Here is a 19,463-nt window from a genome sequence, read left to right as displayed (position 1 = left end):
ACAGCTTTAACATTTCGCTCTTTTTATAGCCTGTAACTCCCCATCCCCCTCGCGCCGATAAGAAACCTATGAACCCTTCTGATATCGCCTTCCACGCCGCCGCTCTCGCACGTTTTGTTCCCGCCCTCTTTAAAGCCGGGCTCCTTAGCTCGGCTGGCGGCCCACGCGCATTGGCCGCAACCGTGCCAGTTCTGGCACGCTACCGCTTCACCACCGCCCGCGAGGTTGAGCAGGCCTACCTGACCTGCCCGGAACGCCTTGCGCTTATCGACGATGACGGGGCCCTCACCTACCGCCAACTCCGCGAGCAATCCCAGACCTTTGCCCGCTGGCTGCTCTCGCTTGGCCTCGATGACATTCGCCTTGGCGTCATGGCCCGCAACGGCCGCGGCATCATTACCCCGCTAGCCGCCAAGGGCTACGCCGGCGCGCACATCTTCCTGTTGAATATTGGTTCTTCGCCTGAGCAGCTCGCTGGCTGCATCGAAGAGAACCGCATCAACGTCCTCGTCATCGATGATGAATTCGCCGACCGCCTCGCCCCCGCCGACGGCGAGCTACCTGACAACCTCACTGTCGTCATCGGACACGAGTCTGGTGCAGAGCGTCCCGCCGCGGTTGCCATTGTGCCCTCGCTGCGCGAGATTGTGGCGGACCGGAGGGGCGTCGAGAAGCACATGCTCCCCACCTGGCCCAACCATGGGCATATCGTGCTCATGTCCTCCGGGACCACCGGAATCCCCAAGGGAATTATGCGCCCCGAGCCCACGCTGCCGGTGGTGCTGGCATCCATCGTGGACTCCATACCGTGGCGTGCGGACCAGAAGGTTCAGATGACCGCATCGATGTTCCACACTTGGGGTTGGGCCTGCCTCAACATTGCCCTGGGCCTGCGCAACACCATTGTTACCCGCCGCGTCTTCGACCCATCCGCAGCGCTCGATGACATCCAGCGCTACAGCCTCGAGGGCCTTCTCTCCTCCCCCGTCTTCTTCCGTCAGATGGTGGCTGCCGACCCAGACTCGACATATGACACCTCAAGCCTGAAGTTCATCGCCTCCGCGGGCCATGCGCTGACCCCGGAAATCGTCAAGGAAACTCACGAGCGCTTCGGCCCGATTCTCTGCAATGTCTATGGCTCCACGGAGCTAGCCCTAGCCTCAACCGCCACCATGGAAGAGGTGGCCAAGGACCCCACCATCGGCGGCAAGATCGCCTCCGGTACCAAGCTGCGCATCCTCGATGAGGAAGGCAATGAAGTCCCCCACGGCGAGGTCGGCGAGATTTACCTGACTAACTCCACCGCGCTCATTGGCTATACCAACCCGAAGATTCCGCTCAACAAGGTCGATGGCCTCATTTCCATCGGTGACTTGGGCTATATCGACGCCGACGGTTACCTGCATGTCGTGGGCCGCGCCGATGACATGATCATCGTCGGCGGTGAAAACGTGCACCCACAGTCCGTCACCGAGGTGCTCGAAACCATGCCGGGCATCGCCGAGGTCCATGCCGGTGGTGTCAAGGACGAAACCACCTTCCAGCGCATCGCCGTGTGGGCGGTAACCACGCGCGATGCTGTGGGTAAGGCCGTGACTGCCGACGCCATCCGCACCTGGGTCCGCGATAACCTCGCCGACCACTCGGTGCCGCGTGATGTTCACTTCCTGGACAAGCTGCCGCGCAACGCCACCGGCAAGGTGGTGCCGCGCCTGCTGCGCGACACCGACTAGCCCACACTCATTTTTCTCATGACATGGGACCCACCGGGGGACATAACTGCCCTAGTTGCCAAAACCTTCGCTCCTCAGCGCATGGAGCACCGCTGGTTTTGGCAACTAGGGCAGTTTTATGTCTGGGCTTTTATGTCTGGGCTGAGCCGAATCAGGTTAGCTGCTGCGCATGATGGTTGCTGCGACCTCGCCTGGCAGGGCATGGCCCTCACGGGCGATGTCGATGCTGGCGACCTGCTTGGCCGTCGGGCACACCACCGGGGTGATGAGATTGACGCCGCGCTCGCGCAGCACCTTGGCATCCACCGCGATGATCGGCGTGCCGGCGCTTACGGTATCGCCCTTCTTGGCCAGGGCCGTGAATCCTTCGCCCTTGAGCTCCACGGTGTCGATGCCGATGTGAATAAGCAGGTCGACGCCGTCCTTGGTCTGCATGCCGAAGGCATGGCGCGTCTTGAAGACCATGGTGATGTTTCCGTCTACCGGGGCGCAGACGTCGAAGGCATCGACGGCATCAGGCATCACCGCAAAACCTTCGCCCACCATGCCCTGTGCAAAGGAAGCATCCGGCACCTGGGAGAGCTCGACGACGTCTCCGGCGAACGGGGCACGCACGTCAATACCTTCGGCCTCGACGTGGGAATTGCTAGAAGAAACGCTGCTGTTGCTGGCGCCCTCGGCGCTGGCAGGCACGCTGGCTCCAGTACCCACGGCACCTGCACTAGCCAGGGCCGGGGAGCCGTGGCGCAGCTGGTGGCTGACCTCGTCATACATGAACTGCACCGCTGGGCCCACGATGACCTGGACATTCTTCTCCGAGGGGTGAATAACGCCGGAGACGGCGGCGCGTTTGATCAGGGAGTCGTCGACAAGCGCGCGCTCCTTCACACCGACACGCAGGCGCGTGGTGCAGTAGTCCAGGGAGTCAATGTTGTCCTTACCACCCAGCCCCTCGATGATGTAGCCAGCATCGCGCGCGGTCTTGTCATCGCCGCTAGCGGAATCCTCGGCGGACTCTGCGGCAGCATCGTCCTCACCGCGGCCCGGGGTCTTGAGATTAAGCCAGCCGATGAGGAAGTAGAAGATGACGAAGTAGAGGAAGAAGAAACCTACGCCCATCACCAGCAGCATGTACCACTTGTTGGCCAGCGGGTTCTGGGAGGAGAGCAGCATGTCGACGAACCCCGCGGAGAAGCCGAAGCCGGCGGTCCATTCCATAGCTGCGGCGATGAAGACGGAGAGACCCATGAGCAGCGCGTGCACCACGTAGAGCAGCGGGGCAACGAACATGAAGGAGAACTCCAGCGGCTCGGTCACACCAGTGAAGAAGGAGGCCAGAGCACCAGCGGCCATGAGCGAGCCGACGACCTTGCGCTTGCTCTTATCCGCGCGCAGGTACATGGCAAGAGCCGCGCCCGGAAGACCGAACATCATGATGGGGAAGAAGCCGGCCTGGTAGCGCCCAACAACACCCTCAACTGTGCACTGACCGTTGGCCCAGATGCCCGGGCAGTCAGCGGCGGAGGTAGCAGCAGCTGCTGCTTCGATGGTTTTCTGGCCACTTTGGAAATTGCCAATGTCATTGATTCCAATAACGTCGAACCAGAAGACGGAGTTCAGAGCATGGTGCAGGCCGGTTGGGATGAGCAGGCGGTTGGCCACGCCGTAGATACCAGCGCCCGCAGCACCCAGGCCTTGGATGGAGGCACCAAAGTTGAACAGTGCGTGGTAGATGAACGGCCACACGAAGTAGAGGATGCCGGAGACCACGATGGCGAAGATGGCGGTGAGAATCGGCACGAGGCGCCGTCCGGAGAAGAAGGCTAGGAAGTCCGGCAGCTTGGTGGCGTGGAAGCGGTTATAGACCCACGCCGCCATGATGCCGGCGAGGATGCCGAAGAGGACGTTGCCGCCGCCCACGGCGTTCCAGCCCTGTGCAGCCCAGTCCAGTGCCTCATCACCGGTCAGCGCGGTGGGGTCGTCGATGCCGCGGTAACCGGCCACGGCGTCGGGGCCCAGCAGTTTCATGAAGGTGGCAAAAGCCAAAAAGCCCGACAACGCTGCGGCACCGTTGGAATCCTTTGCCAGGCCGAAGGAAATGGCGATAGCGAAGATCCAGCCCAGGTTAGCCAGCACCGCATCACCGGAGCTGATCAGCAGCTGGGCAGCGAGGTTGTCGGCGCCAGCGGCGCTGGAAATCCAGTAGCCAACGCCACTGAGAATCGCCGCAACGGGCAATACCGCCACAGCACCCATGAGGGCTTTTCCGAGCCGCTGCAACGGCCCCATCACAGTGAATTTCATAAAAGGAGAGTCCTTTCGAGCAAGGAAGTTATGGAATTAGAAAATGAAGTTTCGCTACAGACGGTTCTGATCCGCATAGAGGTAGTACTCGCGGTCCTCCAAGCGGGCAGCGGCGGCTTCATCAACGATGACGGTCGCGTGCGGGTGCAGCTGCAGAATCGACGCCGGGCAATGCGCAGAGAGGGGTCCCTCCGCCATAGCCTGGACGGCGCTGGCTTTATTGCTGCCGGTGGCGAGCAGGAGGAGATGGCGGGCCTCACTAATCGTGCCCAAACCTTGGGTCAGCGCGAAACGCGGAACCTCTTCCTTTGTGTCGAAGAAGCGTGCGTTATCGTGCACGGTCTGCGGGTGCAACGTAATGACCCGGGTACGCGACTGCAGGGAGCTTGAAGGCTCGTTAAAGCCAATATGGCCGTTGGCACCGATGCCGAGCAGCTGCATATCCACACCGCCGGCATCGCGGATGGCCTTGTCATAGGTAGCTGCTGCGGTAGCCGGGTCAGCAGCAGTACCCGTTGGGCTCTTTACCAACTCGTCCCGAAAATCGACATGGCTAGTGAATTCGCGGCGGATGGTGGCGTAGTAGGACTGCTCGTGCTCGGGGTTAAGGCCTAGGTATTCGTCGAGAAGAAAGGCGCGGCTGCCGGCGAAGCTGACCTCGCCGCGCTTATAGCGGGCGATGAGCTCCTGATACAGAGCAACCGGGGTCGAGCCCGTAGCCAGTCCCAGGGTTGCCCCGGCATTGGCATAGTGCTGGACAATATCGGCGGCTTCCGCGGCCACCTCCGCTGGTGTGGAGCGAATGAGTAGATCCATGAGTGTCCCTTCTTAAACGTCGAAATCAGTGCCGCCAACGATGACGCGCACAGGTTCCAACTCGGCGTTAAGACCCACCAGGTTGGCGCGCGCGCCCACCCTTAGTCGGCCCAGGTCCTTGTCCCCCAACACATCAGCGGCCGTGGTGGAGGTAAACCGCACAGCCTCGCCCAGGCTGTGGCGGGCGGCGAAACGCGCGAACTGCTCAGCCAAGGTAGAGGTGCCACCAGCAATGGCACCACTGTCGACGCGTGCGACTCCCCCACTCACCGTCACCGGCAGGGAGCCTAGTTCATAAACGCCATCGGCCATGCCGGCCGCGGCCATGGCATCGGTCACGGCGAAGGCGCGGGGGTTATGGGCCATGTCGACGGTGCCGTCGACGAGGTGCACACCATCAGCGATGAGCTCGACGGACGCGTCGCCAGCCTTCGCCGCGGTGAGCAGGGCCGCCACCGCGCCCGGCGCGCGGTGGTGGATGGCCGGCATGGCGTTAAACAGGTGCGTGCCGGTCACGGTCACGCCCAGCTCCTTGGCTTTCGCAACAACCGCGAGCGTGGTGTCATAGTCGGCCTCGGTATGCCCCAAGCTGGCGATGATGTTGTGCTCCGCGCACACCGCGAGTAGTTCCTCGGCGTTCGCTGTCTCCGGGGCAAAGGTGATGGAGCGCAGGTAGCCACCGGCAGCCTCGATCACCGCGCGGAAGAAGTCCGGGTCCCCAGGCACGATGCGCGAAGGGTCCTGCGCGCCGCACTTGGCCGCAGCGATAAACGGGCCCTCCATGTGAATGCCCGCGATCTCGCCTTCATCGGCCAGCTGGGCCAAAAGCTCCGCCCGGGCGCACAGCTCGGCTTGCGTGCCGGAGACCAAACTGGCCAGCAGCGTCGTCGTGCCGTGCGCGCGGTGGAAACGCGCTGCGGCCAGGCACTGCTCGTAGTCCCCGTTGGGGAATCCCCCGCCGTTGCCGCCGTGGTTGTGCAGGTCCACGAAGCCGGGTACCCACAGCAACACCTCTGGGTCGCCGGCGCGCCACAATTGGTGAGCCGAGGCGACGTCCTCCAGCGTGGCCTCCTCAATGCGCTCCCTGAACGCGATGCGCCCGGCGCGCAGCTCGAAGTTCCCATCGATGTAGAGGCCCTCGACGTGACCTTGAATCCCTCTTCCCTCTGGCTGCATAGTTCATCCACTTCTTTGCGTCTGGGCAGACACGTCACCCGCTCGGTTGATAACTATGTTGCAATCTATCAGGATGCGGCTCGCTTGTGAACTGTGAGACCTTCTGAGACGCGTGTGAACAGCGATGACTTTTGTCATGTGAATCGCTGACATACGCCTCTACCGGCGGGCGTTGCCCAACGGAAAGGTTGAAGCTATGAACACAGCAGAATCAGCCATCGACATACATGACCTCTACCGGCAGTACGGTGACTTCACCGCGGTGAACGGGATAAGCCTGGGCGTTGCACGCGGAGAAACCTTCGGGCTGTTGGGCACGAATGGGGCGGGCAAGACCTCCACTCTGGAAGTGATGGAGGGTCTTGCCGCACCTTCGGCCGGTACCGTGCGCGTGCTGGGACACAACCCCGTGACCGAGCGCGCCACGGTGCGCCCCCACACCGGCATCATGCTGCAGTCGGGCGGCCTGCCGCAGGCACTCACCGTGCAGGAAACGCTCACGATGTGGGCGGGGACGTGCTCAGCGCCTGCACCGAGTAACGCTGTGCTTGGCGACGTCCACCTAGACCACCGCCGCGACGTCACCGTCGGGGCCTTATCCGGTGGCGAAAAGAGGCGGCTGGATCTTGCCTGCGCACTGGTGGGCAACCCGCAGATCCTCTTCCTTGACGAGCCCACTACTGGCCTGGATCCGGAGTCGCGACGCCACGTATGGGACCTGCTGCGCCGCCTCAAAGCTGCGGGCGTGACCATCGTTCTGACCACGCACTACTTGGAAGAGGCGGAAGAACTCTGCGATCGCATCGCGATTATGCACCAGGGCCGTATCAACGTGGAAGGCACCATGTCAGAGCTAGCGTCGATTGCTGCCTCCGAGATTACGTTCTCACCGTCTCCTCCATCGGCACCGCTTCCCCAGCTTTCCGGCACCACCATTCACCGCGCTGATGACACGGTCACTATCACCACCTCGAACCTGCAGAAGGACACGCAGGAAGTGCTGACGTGGGCGAACGACCACGGAGTAACGCTGAATGGCTTCACCGCGCGGCCTGCCCGCCTCGAGCAGGTATTCCACTCCATTGCCAATAGTTAACTCCCACCGAAAAGGAAGAACTCAATGACATCTGCGACATCCTCACAGGCTGCACACCCCACAGCGCACTCGAATACTACGGCTCCTAGAGCGGCCTCGCTACGCCGACTGCGCGCCTTAAGCCGCGCCGAAATGCGGCAGTTCACCCGGAACCCACTGCTCGTCATCACAGCGTTGCTCTTCCCGGTGGCCCTGCCTCTCTTCGTGTGGATCGTCGGTGATCAATCCGTAGGCTCCACTGATTCAGCATCGGAGATTTTCGTTCTTCTGGCACTGGGCTTCGGCATCTTCTATCCGGCGCTGTCTATGACGGTGACCCGACGCGACGAGGAGGTGCTCAAACGTCTGCGCACCGGTGAAGCCCGCGACTGGGAGATTCTCACCTCCATTGCTCTTCCACTTGCCGCGACCATGCTACTGCTGTCCGTTCTCATGGTGGCAGGGCTGTCCACCTTGTCCATGTTCCTGCCTTTAGACCCACCCGTTGCGCACGTGTGGCCTGTCAACGCGCTGCTCATGGCGCTGGCGATGGTGCTTGGAATAGTCTGTTCCCATGCGGTAGCGATACTAACCAGCAGCTTTACGGCCAATGCCGAGAATGCTCAGATCACCTCGATGCCGGTGCTGATGCTGCTTATGTTTTCGCAGGCCTCTCTACGTAGCGCACTGCCCGACGCACTTAGCCAGGTCCTCGACGCCACACCTTTTGCCCTAGCGGTCGACATTGTGCGCGCTGGCTGGATTGGGGACGGCTCCTTCGCCTCCGTCTTCGCAGACTCATCCACTGATCTGATTAAACTCGCCGCGTGGACGGTGGCCTTAGTGTGGGCAGCGCACAAGTACATGCGCTGGAACACTCACCGCTAAGAGCGCTCATTACACTGGAACACCACGATGGCACCTGCGAAACCCACTCACCACCGAACTACTGGCCTTGGCTGGCGGAGAATGGAGCCTTCCTCCAAGTTCCTGGCGGTCAACAGATGGTCACTCATCGGCCTGCCCTGGCTCGCAGCACTCGCACTCATCTCACTGTTTCTTACTCGGGCAGGGCTTGGAGTCGACGAGCTGTGGATGGCAGCAGCTGTCACTGTGGTCTCCTGTGCCGCCGGTTCCGCTGCCCTGCACACAAACCGACAGCTTCGCCTCACGCCGCATCCCCGCGGTTCGTGGTGGATGCGATGGGGGCTTATCGGCCACGGTTGCGCGCTGGCTGCATGTGCCCTCGCACTCAGCATCGGACCGCGGTCCTGGGAAACAGTCACACTGCTGGCTGCCGGAATACTCTATTGCACCCTGCTCACCGCCTACTTGCCTTTCCTCCCTCACGGCTTCTTGCTCACGGTGGTCTCCCTCGTTGTCACCGCCGGGGCAACCGCAGCCCTTCTCTCCTTAGGCACCGCTGGGTACGTGCTCACGTACGGGGTGTTGTTTTTCGGAGCGGTATTCTTCACCATGTGGTTTTCGCGCGCCATGATTGAAACCGAGCGTTCGCGTCGCCTGGAATCACAGTTGTCAGCCGCCGAGGAAAGGCTTCGGCTCTCCCAGGACCTGCACGACACCATGGGCCAGCATCTCGCAGCACTAACCATCAAGACGCAGCTCGCCCAAGCACTCGCCGCGCGTGACGATCCCCGCGTGCATGAGGAACTCGCGCAGCTGTACCAGCTCACCCAGACCGCTACCTCCGATATGCGCCAGGTGGTCAACACCTACCGCACGCCGGACCTGGGTGCCGAGCTGACCAGCGCACAGACTGTCCTTACTGCCGCAGGCGCGGAAGTCACCGTCCAGGGCTCCAGCGAGGACGTCCCGCCTGGGCTGCGTGATACCGCCGCGTGGTTCCTCCGCGAGGCCGCCACAAACATTCTGCGTCACTCCCAGGCCACACGGGTCAGCATCGCATTGGGCCCCACGGGAGTTACTGTGTCCAACAACCAACCACAATCCTCCTCCCAGCCGGGCACGGGCTTGGAAGGCCTGCGACGCCGCGCAGCCGCACACGGCGGATACCTCGTTGTGGAACAGACCTCAAAGACCTTCACGGTCTCACTTAAGGTGGATGCATGATCACGGTTGCTTTGCTGGATGATGAAGCTCTCGTTGCCAATTCCCTTGCCACATTGATTGGCCTCGAAGAGGACATTGATGTCGTCCACGTCGCCTACTCCGCAGCGGACTTTCTGGCGTGGTGGAATAATGCCGCCGCGCTTCCCGACGTCGTCGTAACCGACCTCCAGCTCGGCCACACACGCAACAACGATGATGGACTCGACGGTATTGCTGTGGCAGAGCACATCGCCGCCCGCGTCGTTGTCGTCACCAGCCACGCACGCCCCGCTGTGGTCAAACGCGCCCTCGCAGCCGGGGTCCTGGGAATTCTGCCAAAGACCGCCTCTGCAGAAGACTTCGCCGCCGCCATCCGCGCAGCGCACGCCGGAAAGCGCCACGTAGACCACGACCTGGCGGCCGCAACCATCGCTGCCGGGGACTCACCACTCACCGAGCGCGAAGCAGAGGTCCTAGCCTTGGCCGGGCGTGGCCGCTCCATCGAGGCCATCGCGGAAGCTGCGCATCTTGCCCCCGGTACAACCCGCAATTACATATCCTCCGCCATGACAAAGACTGGAGCGGAAAATCGCTTCGAGGCCTATACCATCGCCACCGAGCGCGGCTGGCTGTAACTGCGTGGCGTATTAAGTGCTACCAGCCGCTGTAGCCCACGCGGTCCCAGCGCGCGTTGCTCTCTAACTCACCAGCGTCCGCCGTCCCCGCGCCGCGGAACACGTCTCGGGCGTCAGGATCATCAGCGAGGATGAAGCGGAACCACGCGGTGGCATAACCGTCCCCGAACTCTAAAACGTCCTTGTGGTCCGCACCCAGGCGACGAGCAATGACTGCCGGACCACCAGCTGATTCATAGTTCTCCTGCAGGTCTTTCCACGGGCTAACAAACAAGCGGTCCGAACGGCCATCACTCGTCATCAGGAAAAGCGGTGATTCTACGTCGGCGGTGTTGTAGTCCCATCCATTGGACCGCGCCACCTTGTGGGACGCCGGGCTCGCCGCATACACAGCTGCTACCTCCACGTGGGCCGCAGCGTTGATGGCGCCCGCACCGCCCTGGGAGTGCCCGAAAATGCCGACCCGTGATCGATCCACTCGGGGATCCAGCTCTGGCAATCGCTCAATTAAGTGAACGACATTCTCCCCTGTTCCGGTATGGGGAGTCTCATCACCGACGACCACAAAGCCCCAACTAGCCAAGTGCTCCGCCACGGGCAGGTAGCTGCTCAACGGCGTATTCGTGCCATTGGCCATGACCACCGCCGGAAACGGTCCCGTACCAGTCGGCGCCGCAACGGTCACGTCGCCGTCACGCCGCACGTCGACCTCGTGTGGACCCTCGCCCGCAAACGATGCTTCCAGCGGGCCACCTGTCTCAGCGCTGTATCCGGCAGCCACGCCGTCATCACCGGTCACGCTGTCTGCGTCTACCCACTGCATGAATCCCACAAACCCGACAAACGCCACCACCATCACGGCCGCCACAGACACGGCACCAATTACCAGCTTTTTCATGCACAACATTGTGTTCTTCGCGCGAGTAAAAGGCACTAGCGCTAGCACTACTTTTTCCTGTAGACAGCGCGCGACATCTCACCGCCCGACCAGCGCCGCTGGATAAGAATCAACGAGCGCACACGCCTCATTCCGCCCCAGTAGAGTAGACGCCATTTAGCCCACCTTCCCCACCAATCAACTGGAGACTTCCTCTTGGCCCACTTTTCTGCCCGCCAGCTCAAGCGCTTCATGGGATTCTGGCCACCCTTCTTGGGCGCCGGCATAAAGATCAAGGAATTCGCTGATGATGGCACCCGCGTCGTCGTCAGCCATACGCCAAACATGCTGACCAAGAATGCCATGGGCGTGGCCTTCGGCGGCACGCTCTCCGCCATGACGGATCCGTTCTTTATGCTCGCTTCCATGCACCGCTTGGGCAAGGAGTACCGCATCTGGGATGCCGCTGGTGAGATTAAGTACCTCAAGCCCGGCCGCGGCACGGTCACCGCCGATATGCGCATTCCCGAGGAGACCTACGCGCTCATCGAAGAAAAGACGGCCCACGGCGAGAAATACCTGCATTGGTTCGACGTGGACATCCTTGATGAGGAAGGCGATGTCGTCGCCCATGTGCGCCGGCAGGTGTATTACCGGCGCAAGCAGCAATAAGCAGCGAGTGCGAAACCTGTATATGTCCGCAGACGCTGGCTAGTGACGCAAGATTACCGGGGGATTTTCCCAAAATTCTTGCGCGTGTTTACCTGGTATTTTGAAGCCATTTTGAGCACACCGGGAAGATTTGTGTTGTAGAAGGCCTCGCGCCCAACTATTCTTGCGGGCACTGCGTCAACCCGACAAGGATAAAGCTGGGTTCCCGGATGGGAGTAGGGCTTCGGCCTGAGAATTCCTTTGCTCCGAGGGTTGGCGTTTTGCTTTGAGACTTAGGCTTAAGGGACAAGGGCCTGACCCCCGGAAAGTAGATACGTCGGGGGTTAGCTATGCTGCTTGGGTCAGTGTAGCTGATGTGAGTGCTTCAAAGGTATCGGGGGCTAGAAGGTTGCACCAGGAGTGCCGTCTGCGCGTGTTGTAGCGCATGCACCACCGGAAGACTTCTTGGCGACAGCTGATTGGATTGTCAAAGACTTTCCGATCACGCAAGACTTCACGTTTTAAGGTGGCGTTAAACGATTCTGCCAGGGCATTATCGGCACTCGTTCCCACCGCTCCCATGGATTGGCGCACACCAAGTTGGGCGCAGTGGTCCCTAAATGCCTGTGAGGTGTACACACTGCCATGATCAGAATGGAAAATTGCCCCAGTAAGGTTTCCGCGGACTTTGCTGGCATGAGACAAAGCTTCGATAACCAGAGATACCCGCATGTGATCGGCTAGCGCATGACCAACGAGCTTGCGCGAGTAGACATCGATGACTGTGGCAAGGTACATGTTCTTGCCGCCCTTGCAGGGCAGGTAGGTGATGTCGCCTACATAGACGTGGTTCGGCCTGTCAGCGGTGAATTTGCGGCCTACTAGATCTGGCATGACTCGGTGACCAGGCTTGCGCCTAGTGGTGATGCATCGACGCCGTTTGGTAAAGCCTTTTAGCCCCATGGATTTCATGATGCGTGCAACCTTCTTGTGATTTATCGGGCCGAAGTCCATATCGTCGTTGAGGCTTGCAGCGATGCGTTTAGCACCATAAAGCCCGTGCTCATCATCGAAGATGGTCTTGATTCTTGTACCAATAAGAGCATCAGAGCATATCTTTAACCTGCGATTTTCGCGGGTGTTAACCCATTTGTAGAACGAGGAGCGATTGAGCTTTAATACGTTGCACATCCGCTTGACCGAGTGGGGTGAATCCAAGACATAGCGGACCAAGGACAACCACCGCCCTCCCGAGCCTAAGGCCCGTGAAAAGTACCAATAAATTTAGAAAACTGGTTCTATTCCCGTTTATATTCACTTAGGGTAGTCTCCCTTTTGAGGCAATCCCGCCTCATTTCCTCTCTCAAGGGAGACTGTTATGCCCCCCAAAAAGCGCACTCGGCAGTTTGCAGCGCTGCTGATTGCCTCTCCTCTGAGCGTTTCCGTATCTAACTCAGCCGTTGCTTCCGCAGAAGAATTCCAAGACCACGGCGCCAAGGGAGGCTTTGCTTCCGGTGTGATGGCCGAGCTACTCGGCGAGGCAGCACCAGCCTTCACAACCTACTGGGCATCTGTCGGCCGGAAAGTTCGCTACCCTGCAGGTGGCGGTACCTGGGAGTACGGATTCTGGGACGCTAAGGCGCGTTCTTATTTCACCGTGAATCGGTGCCATACTTCGACTGTGACCGTCGACGGCAGAACGCAACGAAGCATCAACACCCGCGGCGGCCAGAAGTCGATCGCCGAGCTTTGGGCAACGAATTTGCCGGGCACTAAGGACAGCTACTACTACAACTTCTGCTAGAACTCATGCGCATTCGACCCCTAGTACTTGGGCTTTTGAGCCTACTTCTTGCTGCAGTCATCGCGACTACTGGGTGGCTGCTGACAGCCCTGGTTGACTCCACCAAGCCCTTGTCCTTAGGGGTCGAATCAACCTTTAGTCTTGACTATGTCGAGCCTAAGACTTCACTCGCGGAGGAACTTGAGTCAGACTACGCACCGACGGTAATCCGTAACTCACTGGTTTCATTGGCCGAGCAGAACGGCTACTCCATCTACCGGCTGACTGGCACCGATGACGCAAGCGGGACTTCCCACGAGGTTTTCATCCCGCTGGAGCAAAATTATCCAGCACCGGAACGCATTCCCCGGCTCAACCGGCCGGATGCCTTGAGCCAAGCGGCCAGTGAGCTTGGGTCGCTGGATTACCACGGTGACTACGTCTTGGTTCCCAAAGCAACGGGTGGCAATGCGAACCACTTCTACGAATCGGCCAGGAATGACGGGCTCAGGCTAAGCGAAAAGACGCAGTTCCTTCACCTCATCCAATCGGTCGTATTCCGCCTGCCCGCGTTGGTGGCGATCCTGTTTCTATTTGTCGCTTCCCTTTTTGCCCTGGTATTTGTTCTTCGGGTTTCCGGTCTTAGATTGGCAGCGCTGCGCACAATAAATGGCGGGCACCGCAGTCAAAAAGGCAATTGGCGGCAATGGACCTTTGTCATCCTCCCGCACCTAGTTCTCATTGGTCTTGCGAGTACATTCCTCGCCCGCCAAGGGAGCTATTCTTTTGCCCTCCTGTTCCTCAGGTTCTACGCCGCCGGGATAGGCTTGGCCCTGGCTACCACCGGTTTGGCCGTAGCCGTCACCGCCCCATTGTTGCGCCGCGCAGTAGCGCTGCTGGGGCAGCGTGCCCCCGCAGAGAAGGCGGCGGGAAAAGCGCTGAAAGTAATTTCGGTCTTTACCTGCGTGACCTTTGTAGCAGCGGGTCTTAGCTCAGCGGCTGCGCTCCGCTCCTACCAGCAGGAATCCGAGGCCCAACAGACCTGGAAATCTCTCGCGGAGTTTGGAGCCTTGCATTTTTCAGCCAACTTCGACGGCCCTGCTGGCCGCGTGGAAGAAGGCGAGCTCTTGCCGCCCAGTGTGCAGCAGAACTTCCGCGACTTCGCGCTCAGCTGGGAACGGGAGCACGGGGCTGTCCTCAGCCATACTTTGCCGAAAGAAGCTACCGGTGTGCCGGACTCCTGCCCCGTGGCACTTGCCAACCGCCAATGGCACGATCTGCAGGATTATCAGTTCCGTCCCGGAGACGACAACCACTCGGTCGACTATTCCGCAGCCCAAGAGCATTTCGCAGCTTCCGTGGATCTGTGGGCTCAGGAATCCGGCGACCTGCTCCTTAAATCTGCGCAAATTGGTCCGGTCAGTGCCGATCATGCGGTCGGATTCATTAGTGGAACAATGTCGGGGGAACTGGTTCCCGGCGATTGTTTTTACGTGCTTGAAACGGACGATCTATCCGGCTTCGACGCAGACTTCCTAAGCTCCACAGCTTCGAGTAAAAATTTGCTCTTCGCGGATTTCTCGGAACTGGGTCCAGAACTTACCGCTGCCGGCCTCGAAGGCTACGTGTACCCGGTACGCGCCGCCGATCGCGGTCTGGCCGAACTAGTAGCCAGCACGGCGCTGTTCTGGCTGAGTATCCTGAGCGTCCTCGGAGCTTTGCTCGCCACGCTTGCGGCCTTGATAGTCCAGGCGCGCATCCAGCTCCGAGTTCACCGTCGCCTCCTGGTACTCCTCCACAGCGCTGGGCAATCACCGGACAAAACGATGTGGCGACTATTCAAAAGCCAACTGGTCAGCCTGACAGTTGTCGTCATATTGTCCGTCCTGGCTCCGCTACTGCTTCCCAACCCGTTCCTCTACACCTTCACCGCGCTAAGCTGCCTTGTCTTAATCGTCTACCTCGGTTTTGTCCGCCTCAGTATTTCTCAGCACATGTCCGCCTCCCCTAGGAGTCACAATGTCATTGGCTAGCCCCAATCAGTCCCCCACTCTGCCGCCGGAGATTTCCACCTCTCATCTCTGTCTCGCCGCGGAATCGACCTATTCTGCGGGACGCAGCACGCGGACGGTGAAGAAGTCCCTCGTGGAAAATGCAACGTTTTCCCTACCCGGGCCAGGCTTTGTCGCCATCTGTGGGGCCAGCGGTTCCGGAAAGACTTTGCTGCTCAACACCTTGGCCGGGCTCCTGCAGCCGGCGGACGGCCTCCTCCGGATAGACGGTGAGAATGCCTCCGCGTGGAGGATGAAGCGGAGGCGGAGGTTCTGGCGAGAACGCGCAGCGATAATCCACCAAGACCACGGAATCATTCCCGAACTAAGCTGCGAAGATAACCTCACCCTCGGGCTATCCAGGAAGCAATACTCCAAAGAAGAATTGCTGCACTCCCTCGGCGAAGTCGGTCTTGATGTCCCCTTCGACGGGCCGGCAGCTATTCTCAGCGGAGGCGAGCAGCAGCGGCTGGCGATCGCCCGAGCCCTGCTCCGCGGCGCGGCTTATGTGTTCGCTGACGAGCCGACCGCCTCCCTCGACCCCACTAACCGCGACCAAGTTATCGCGCTCCTGCGGCGAGCTGCGGACGGGGGCGCACTCGTTCTGGCCGCCACGCACGATGCCGCAGTTATTGCTGCCGCTGACAGCACCTTGCGCATCAATGATCGCCAGGTCACAGTCTCCGGCTCTGCGCGGGATTAAATCGCGATGCCCGCGGCCTTGGCCACCTTCCGGTACCCGGCCGCATGGTCCGCGACGCTGGCGTGGGCGTTGAGTCCGCTGGGGTTGTCGAGCACAAACAGGCGGGTGCCCTCCCACGGCGAGTCCTGCTCCCCGATGGCCGCCTTGGGCAGGCTAAAGGCCTTGCGGTAAGCGGTAATTCCCAGCACGGCCACGACCTTCGGGTGGTGTTTGCTAACGATATCGTCCAGGCGTGCCGGGGCCTGGCGCAGCTCGTCGGTGGTTAGCTCATCGGCGCGGGCGGTGGCGCGCGGAACGAGGTTGGACACGCCGATGCCACGTTCTTGCAGCTCGTCAAAGTCGGCGTCCGCGTAGCCGCCCGAGGCATCGAACTGGTGGGCAGTCAACCCAGCTCGGAAAAGGGCCGGATAGAAGCGGTTACCCGGGCGGGCGAAGTGCGCGCCGGTAGCGGCGGTCCACAGGCTCGGGTTGATGCCGACGAACAACAAAGGAACCGTCAAGAACCTTGTTTCGGCCCTCCTGCGGAAACTCGATGCGAGAGACCGCACAGCCTTGGCCCTCACGTTGTACAAAGCCCTAGGTGTGATGTCCAGGGACGTTGTTCTGGCCCCCGCCCGTAATGACACCGTGCCGATTCAAGAAGTATCTGTCCAGACCGCTTGCCATTGAAGGCATGTTAGAGTTTGGGGCATGTCGAGTCCCGAATCAGACAGGTCAGGGGTTGTCGGTCACACCGCCAGCCCCTTGAACCACTAGTTACGACGCCCACGATCTGTGTGGGCGTATGTCTGGCGTACCCGGGGCGCTGGCCGTGGTGACAAGAAGAACCATTTCTTGATCTCACACCTCGGAGCACTCGATGCCTTTTGCCCTCTACATGCTTGCCCTGGCGGTCTTCGTCATGGGCACTTCAGAATTCATGCTCGCGGGATTGCTCCCCGCGATCGCGACCGAACTTGACGTCTCGGTCGGCACTGCGGGCCTGCTGACCTCCGCATTCGCAGTCGGTATGGTCGTCGGCGCGCCAGTGATGGCGGCATTCGCTCGCCGTTGGCCACCGCGGCTCACATTGATCGTTTGCCTTCTCGTGTTCGCGGGAAGCCACGTCATCGGAGCGATGACACCAGTGTTCTCTCTCCTGCTCATCACCCGGGTGCTCAGCGCTCTCGCAAACGCAGGATTCCTCGCCGTAGCACTGAGCACGGCCACTACCCTCGTGCCAGCGAACCAGAAGGGGCGTGCACTGTCGATCCTGCTCTCCGGCACGACGATCGCAACCGTCGTGGGCGTCCCCGCCGGGGCACTGCTCGGCACAGCGCTGGGCTGGCGAACGACGTTCTGGGCGATCGCCATCCTCTGTATTCCCGCGGCCGTTGGAGTCATTCGTGGCGTCACGAACAATGTTGGTCGGAGCGAGACTAGCGCGACCTCACCAAGGCTCCGTGTCGAGCTCAGCCAGTTGGCGACGCCGCGGCTCATCCTGGCCATGGCACTCGGAGCGCTGATCAACGGAGGGACCTTTGCGGCATTCACCTTCCTGGCACCCATCGTGACCGAGACCGCGGGCTTGGCCGAAGCGTGGGTGTCCGTCGCGCTGGTGATGTTCGGCATCGGATCGTTCCTTGGCGTCACGATCGCAGGACGACTATCAGATCAACGACCTGGCCTCGTGCTCGCAGTCGGCGGACCGCTATTGCTGACAGGCTGGATCGTGTTGGCAGTGGTCGCATCTCATCCCGTTGCGCTTATCGTCCTCGTCCTCGTTCAGGGATTCCTGTCGTTCGGCGTCGGCAGTACTCTGATCACGCGTGTGCTGTATGCAGCATCGGGTGCGCCAACGATGGGCGGTTCGTACGCAACCGCAGCATTGAATATCGGAGCTGCAGCGGGGCCCGTGCTTGGTGCGCTCGGGCTCGCGACCGGGCTGGGGCTGCTCGCGCCGGTTTGGGTCGCTTCGGTGCTGACAGCGATCGCTCTCGTCATCATGCTTCTCACCAGACGCGCGCTTACGAAGACCGCGGCGGAGTCCAATTGATGACCCATCCGAACGCTCTTCTCACTCCTCGTGCCCGTCTCCGGTTAGCTCGGCTGATTGTCGAAGACGGCTATCCGGCCACGATCGCCGCAAAGATGGGGTCGTTTGCGGGAGAGGGCGAAATCCTACGCTAAGGCTTTGGCCAACGATATTCTCCGGTAAGATTGATGTGTTCCCAGGGGATAGGAGAAGTCGCTTGATATCTAGTATGACGTCTGTCGCACCTGCTTGATCGCGGCCGCGATAGCTAGATCGCGTTGCTCCTCTTCTCCATCCGCGTTCCAAGCTGCGGAAAGGCACCCATAAGCGTACGCCTGGTCGAGCAGGCGACGCGGATCGACGTCCAGCGCACGAGAGAATGCGTCCGCCATCTGTGCAATGCGTCTAGGATCGAGACAAAGGTCGTCTCTGTCAGCCGGATCGTAGAACATATTGGCGGCGCCAAAGCCCACTTCACCGACCAGACCGACGGGATCTATCACCAGCCAGCCGCGACTGGAGAACATGATGTTTTCATGATGCAGATCGCCATGTAGCCCACGCAGTTCCGAGGCATTGCTCATCATTTGATCGGCTATAATCGCCGCGTGGACGTAGTCAGTTTGACAACCTGCGTTTTGATCATCGCGCGCCCGCTGAAACAAAGCTGCAAAGCGATCCCGGATCGGGAGAAGGGCAGAAGGCAGGGGTTCCTCAGATGCGGCATACAGCTTCGCCATTAGTTCCGCTGCAATTTCGGTCGCCTGGTAGTCGCCGTGCTCGGCAACGATGTGAGAGAGCATTCGCTCCCCGGCATATTCGAGCAACATCAGATTGTTCTCACGACCGAGCAACCGGACTGCTCCCCTCCCATTGCGCCATACCAGATAGTCGGCCCCGCGCAGTTCATCAGCAATGTCTTCTATAGGTTTCAATCCCTTGACGATTGCAGGAGTCCCGTCTGGCAATGAAACTTTCCAAACGAGGCTGGAAAAGGTGTCCGCAATGAGAACAGGTTGCGAAACGTGCCAATGAGCAGGAAAAACAGGCGGCATGAACATCAACCCCAAGTCAGAGGGTCCAATCGCAGATAGAAGGCAAGGCGTTCGCGGTCGGGGGCTTCGATCCCCAATACATTGAATAGGACAGCGAAGGCGCGCTCTGCTTCATCTGGCGCTGCCCAGTTCTCTTCGGCGTTAGCAATCATGAGTGCCAAATCGGCATAGCGATCTGCTGTTCCGAGCCGCCCAAGGTCGATCAGACCCGTGCATTGAAGAGTTTTAGGGGCCCTTCCGGTTTTAGAGTGCGTTGATTTTGTCCTGTAGTTGTCCGGAGTGGATCAGGCACCGCAAGATGTAGTGGTTGAGGTTTTTGAAACCTAGGGCGATGCCGCGTAGGTGTTCGAGTCTGCCGTTGATTGCCTCGACGGGGCCGTTGGAGGCACCGATATCGAAGTAGGCGAGCACATCTTTGCGTCTTCGCCACAGGGTGCGTCCCAGTTGGGCGAGCTCTTCTAAGCCTTTCGGTAACCCCTTTCGCAGGGTGTGGATGATGCGTTCCATGAGCTTTTTGCCT

18 protein-coding genes and 3 pseudogenes are annotated in these 19,463 nt (G+C 60.4%); 12 read left to right on the top strand and 9 right to left on the bottom strand.

The window, feature by feature from the left end:
• The first annotated feature begins 68 nt into the window (after positions 1-68).
• Complete coding sequence (locus M5J09_RS10825) at positions 69-1,733, top strand: acyl-CoA synthetase (protein WP_257157858.1); 1,665 nt, start codon at positions 69-71, stop codon at positions 1,731-1,733.
• Between the two features lie 156 nt (positions 1,734-1,889).
• Here the strand turns inward: M5J09_RS10825 and nagE are convergent, their stop codons facing one another.
• The 3 genes from nagE to M5J09_RS10810 are packed head-to-tail and all read right to left on the bottom strand — an operon-like array spanning position 1,890 to position 6,029.
• On the bottom strand, positions 1,890-4,037 hold the full coding sequence (nagE, locus tag M5J09_RS10820; RefSeq protein ID WP_257157857.1) for an N-acetylglucosamine-specific PTS transporter subunit IIBC: 2,148 nt from the start codon (positions 4,035-4,037) through the stop codon (positions 1,890-1,892).
• Between the two features lie 54 nt (positions 4,038-4,091).
• On the bottom strand, positions 4,092-4,853 hold the full coding sequence (gene nagB / locus M5J09_RS10815) for a glucosamine-6-phosphate deaminase (RefSeq protein WP_257157856.1): 762 nt from the start codon (positions 4,851-4,853) through the stop codon (positions 4,092-4,094).
• 12 nt (positions 4,854-4,865) lie between these two features.
• The gene (locus M5J09_RS10810; RefSeq protein ID WP_257157855.1) at positions 4,866-6,029 is read right to left on the bottom strand and encodes an N-acetylglucosamine-6-phosphate deacetylase; all 1,164 of its coding nucleotides are present in this window, start codon (positions 6,027-6,029) and stop codon (positions 4,866-4,868) included.
• 196 nt (positions 6,030-6,225) lie between these two features.
• Here M5J09_RS10810 and M5J09_RS10805 point away from each other — a divergent pair, with 196 nt between their 5' ends.
• From M5J09_RS10805 to M5J09_RS10790, 4 genes are all read left to right on the top strand, one after another.
• Positions 6,226-7,125: an ABC transporter ATP-binding protein gene (locus M5J09_RS10805; protein WP_257157854.1), complete on the top strand. Its 900-nt coding sequence runs from the start codon at positions 6,226-6,228 to the stop codon at positions 7,123-7,125.
• Positions 7,126-7,149: 24 nt separating this feature from the next.
• Complete coding sequence (locus tag M5J09_RS10800; RefSeq protein WP_257157853.1) at positions 7,150-7,992, top strand: ABC transporter permease; 843 nt, start codon at positions 7,150-7,152, stop codon at positions 7,990-7,992.
• 81 nt (positions 7,993-8,073) lie between these two features.
• Positions 8,074-9,195, top strand: a complete 1,122-nt coding sequence (locus M5J09_RS10795; protein WP_257157852.1) for a sensor histidine kinase — start codon at positions 8,074-8,076, stop codon at positions 9,193-9,195.
• Entirely contained in the window at positions 9,192-9,809 is a 618-nt protein-coding gene (locus M5J09_RS10790; protein WP_257157851.1) for a response regulator, read from the top strand. Before M5J09_RS10795 ends, M5J09_RS10790 begins: the two co-directional genes overlap by 4 nt.
• Positions 9,810-9,828: 19 nt before the next feature.
• On the opposite strand, the gene M5J09_RS10785 is transcribed toward M5J09_RS10790, so the two are convergent.
• Positions 9,829-10,707, bottom strand: coding sequence for a hypothetical protein (locus M5J09_RS10785; protein WP_257157850.1), 879 nt, complete (start codon positions 10,705-10,707; stop codon positions 9,829-9,831).
• A gap of 195 nt (positions 10,708-10,902) precedes the next feature.
• Here M5J09_RS10785 and M5J09_RS10780 point away from each other — a divergent pair, with 195 nt between their 5' ends.
• Positions 10,903-11,358, top strand: a complete 456-nt coding sequence (locus tag M5J09_RS10780) for a DUF4442 domain-containing protein (RefSeq protein WP_257157849.1) — start codon at positions 10,903-10,905, stop codon at positions 11,356-11,358.
• Between the two features lie 327 nt (positions 11,359-11,685).
• Here M5J09_RS10780 and M5J09_RS10775 read toward each other — a convergent pair.
• Positions 11,686-12,564, bottom strand: a pseudogene (locus M5J09_RS10775) (IS3 family transposase); the annotation flags it as partial.
• Between the two features lie 151 nt (positions 12,565-12,715).
• Between M5J09_RS10775 and M5J09_RS10770 the strand changes: the two are divergent.
• From M5J09_RS10770 to M5J09_RS10760, 3 genes are all read left to right on the top strand, one after another.
• The gene (locus M5J09_RS10770) at positions 12,716-13,141 is read left to right on the top strand and encodes a lactococcin 972 family bacteriocin (protein ID WP_257157848.1); all 426 of its coding nucleotides are present in this window, start codon (positions 12,716-12,718) and stop codon (positions 13,139-13,141) included.
• Between the two features lie 227 nt (positions 13,142-13,368).
• Complete coding sequence (locus tag M5J09_RS10765; protein ID WP_257157847.1) at positions 13,369-15,153, top strand: hypothetical protein; 1,785 nt, start codon at positions 13,369-13,371, stop codon at positions 15,151-15,153.
• The gene (locus M5J09_RS10760; RefSeq protein ID WP_257157846.1) at positions 15,140-15,874 is read left to right on the top strand and encodes an ATP-binding cassette domain-containing protein; all 735 of its coding nucleotides are present in this window, start codon (positions 15,140-15,142) and stop codon (positions 15,872-15,874) included. Before M5J09_RS10765 ends, M5J09_RS10760 begins: the two co-directional genes overlap by 14 nt.
• Here M5J09_RS10760 and M5J09_RS10755 read toward each other — a convergent pair.
• A complete protein-coding gene (locus tag M5J09_RS10755; protein WP_257157845.1) occupies positions 15,871-16,374 on the bottom strand; it encodes a mismatch-specific DNA-glycosylase in 504 nt (167 codons plus the stop codon). The genes M5J09_RS10760 and M5J09_RS10755 overlap by 4 nt on opposite strands.
• Positions 16,375-16,658: 284 nt before the next feature.
• On the opposite strand from M5J09_RS10755, the gene M5J09_RS13330 reads away from it, so the two are divergent.
• The 3 genes and pseudogenes from M5J09_RS13330 to M5J09_RS10745 all read left to right on the top strand — a co-directional run.
• Positions 16,659-16,712, top strand: a complete 54-nt coding sequence (locus M5J09_RS13330; protein WP_011113070.1) for a chloramphenicol resistance leader peptide — start codon at positions 16,659-16,661, stop codon at positions 16,710-16,712.
• A 21-nt stretch (positions 16,713-16,733) separates the two neighbouring features.
• The gene (gene cmx / locus M5J09_RS10750; RefSeq protein WP_257157844.1) at positions 16,734-17,909 is read left to right on the top strand and encodes a chloramphenicol efflux MFS transporter Cmx; all 1,176 of its coding nucleotides are present in this window, start codon (positions 16,734-16,736) and stop codon (positions 17,907-17,909) included.
• A pseudogene (locus tag M5J09_RS10745) lies at positions 17,909-18,007 on the top strand (IS481 family transposase); the annotation flags it as partial. The gene cmx and the pseudogene M5J09_RS10745, both read left to right, overlap by 1 nt.
• A gap of 105 nt (positions 18,008-18,112) precedes the next feature.
• On the opposite strand, the gene M5J09_RS10740 reads toward M5J09_RS10745, so the two are convergent.
• From M5J09_RS10740 to M5J09_RS10730, 3 genes and pseudogenes are all read right to left on the bottom strand, one after another.
• Positions 18,113-18,949, bottom strand: coding sequence for an aminoglycoside O-phosphotransferase APH(6)-Id (locus tag M5J09_RS10740; RefSeq protein WP_000480968.1), 837 nt, complete (start codon positions 18,947-18,949; stop codon positions 18,113-18,115).
• A pseudogene (locus M5J09_RS10735) lies at positions 18,949-19,173 on the bottom strand (APH(3'') family aminoglycoside O-phosphotransferase); the annotation flags it as partial. The pseudogene M5J09_RS10735 and the gene M5J09_RS10740, both read right to left, overlap by 1 nt.
• Positions 19,174-19,186: 13 nt before the next feature.
• Positions 19,187-19,463 (bottom strand): transposase (locus M5J09_RS10730; RefSeq protein WP_257157843.1); only part of this gene is annotated, 277 nt, incomplete at its 5' end.

The sequence above is a fragment of the Corynebacterium sp. BF-R-2 genome, from assembly GCF_024586525.1.
GTDB classification, from domain to species: domain Bacteria; phylum Actinomycetota; class Actinomycetes; order Mycobacteriales; family Mycobacteriaceae; genus Corynebacterium; species Corynebacterium singulare.
The sequence above is the reverse complement of the archived record's forward strand: the minus strand, read 5'-3'. Positions and strand labels throughout refer to the sequence as shown.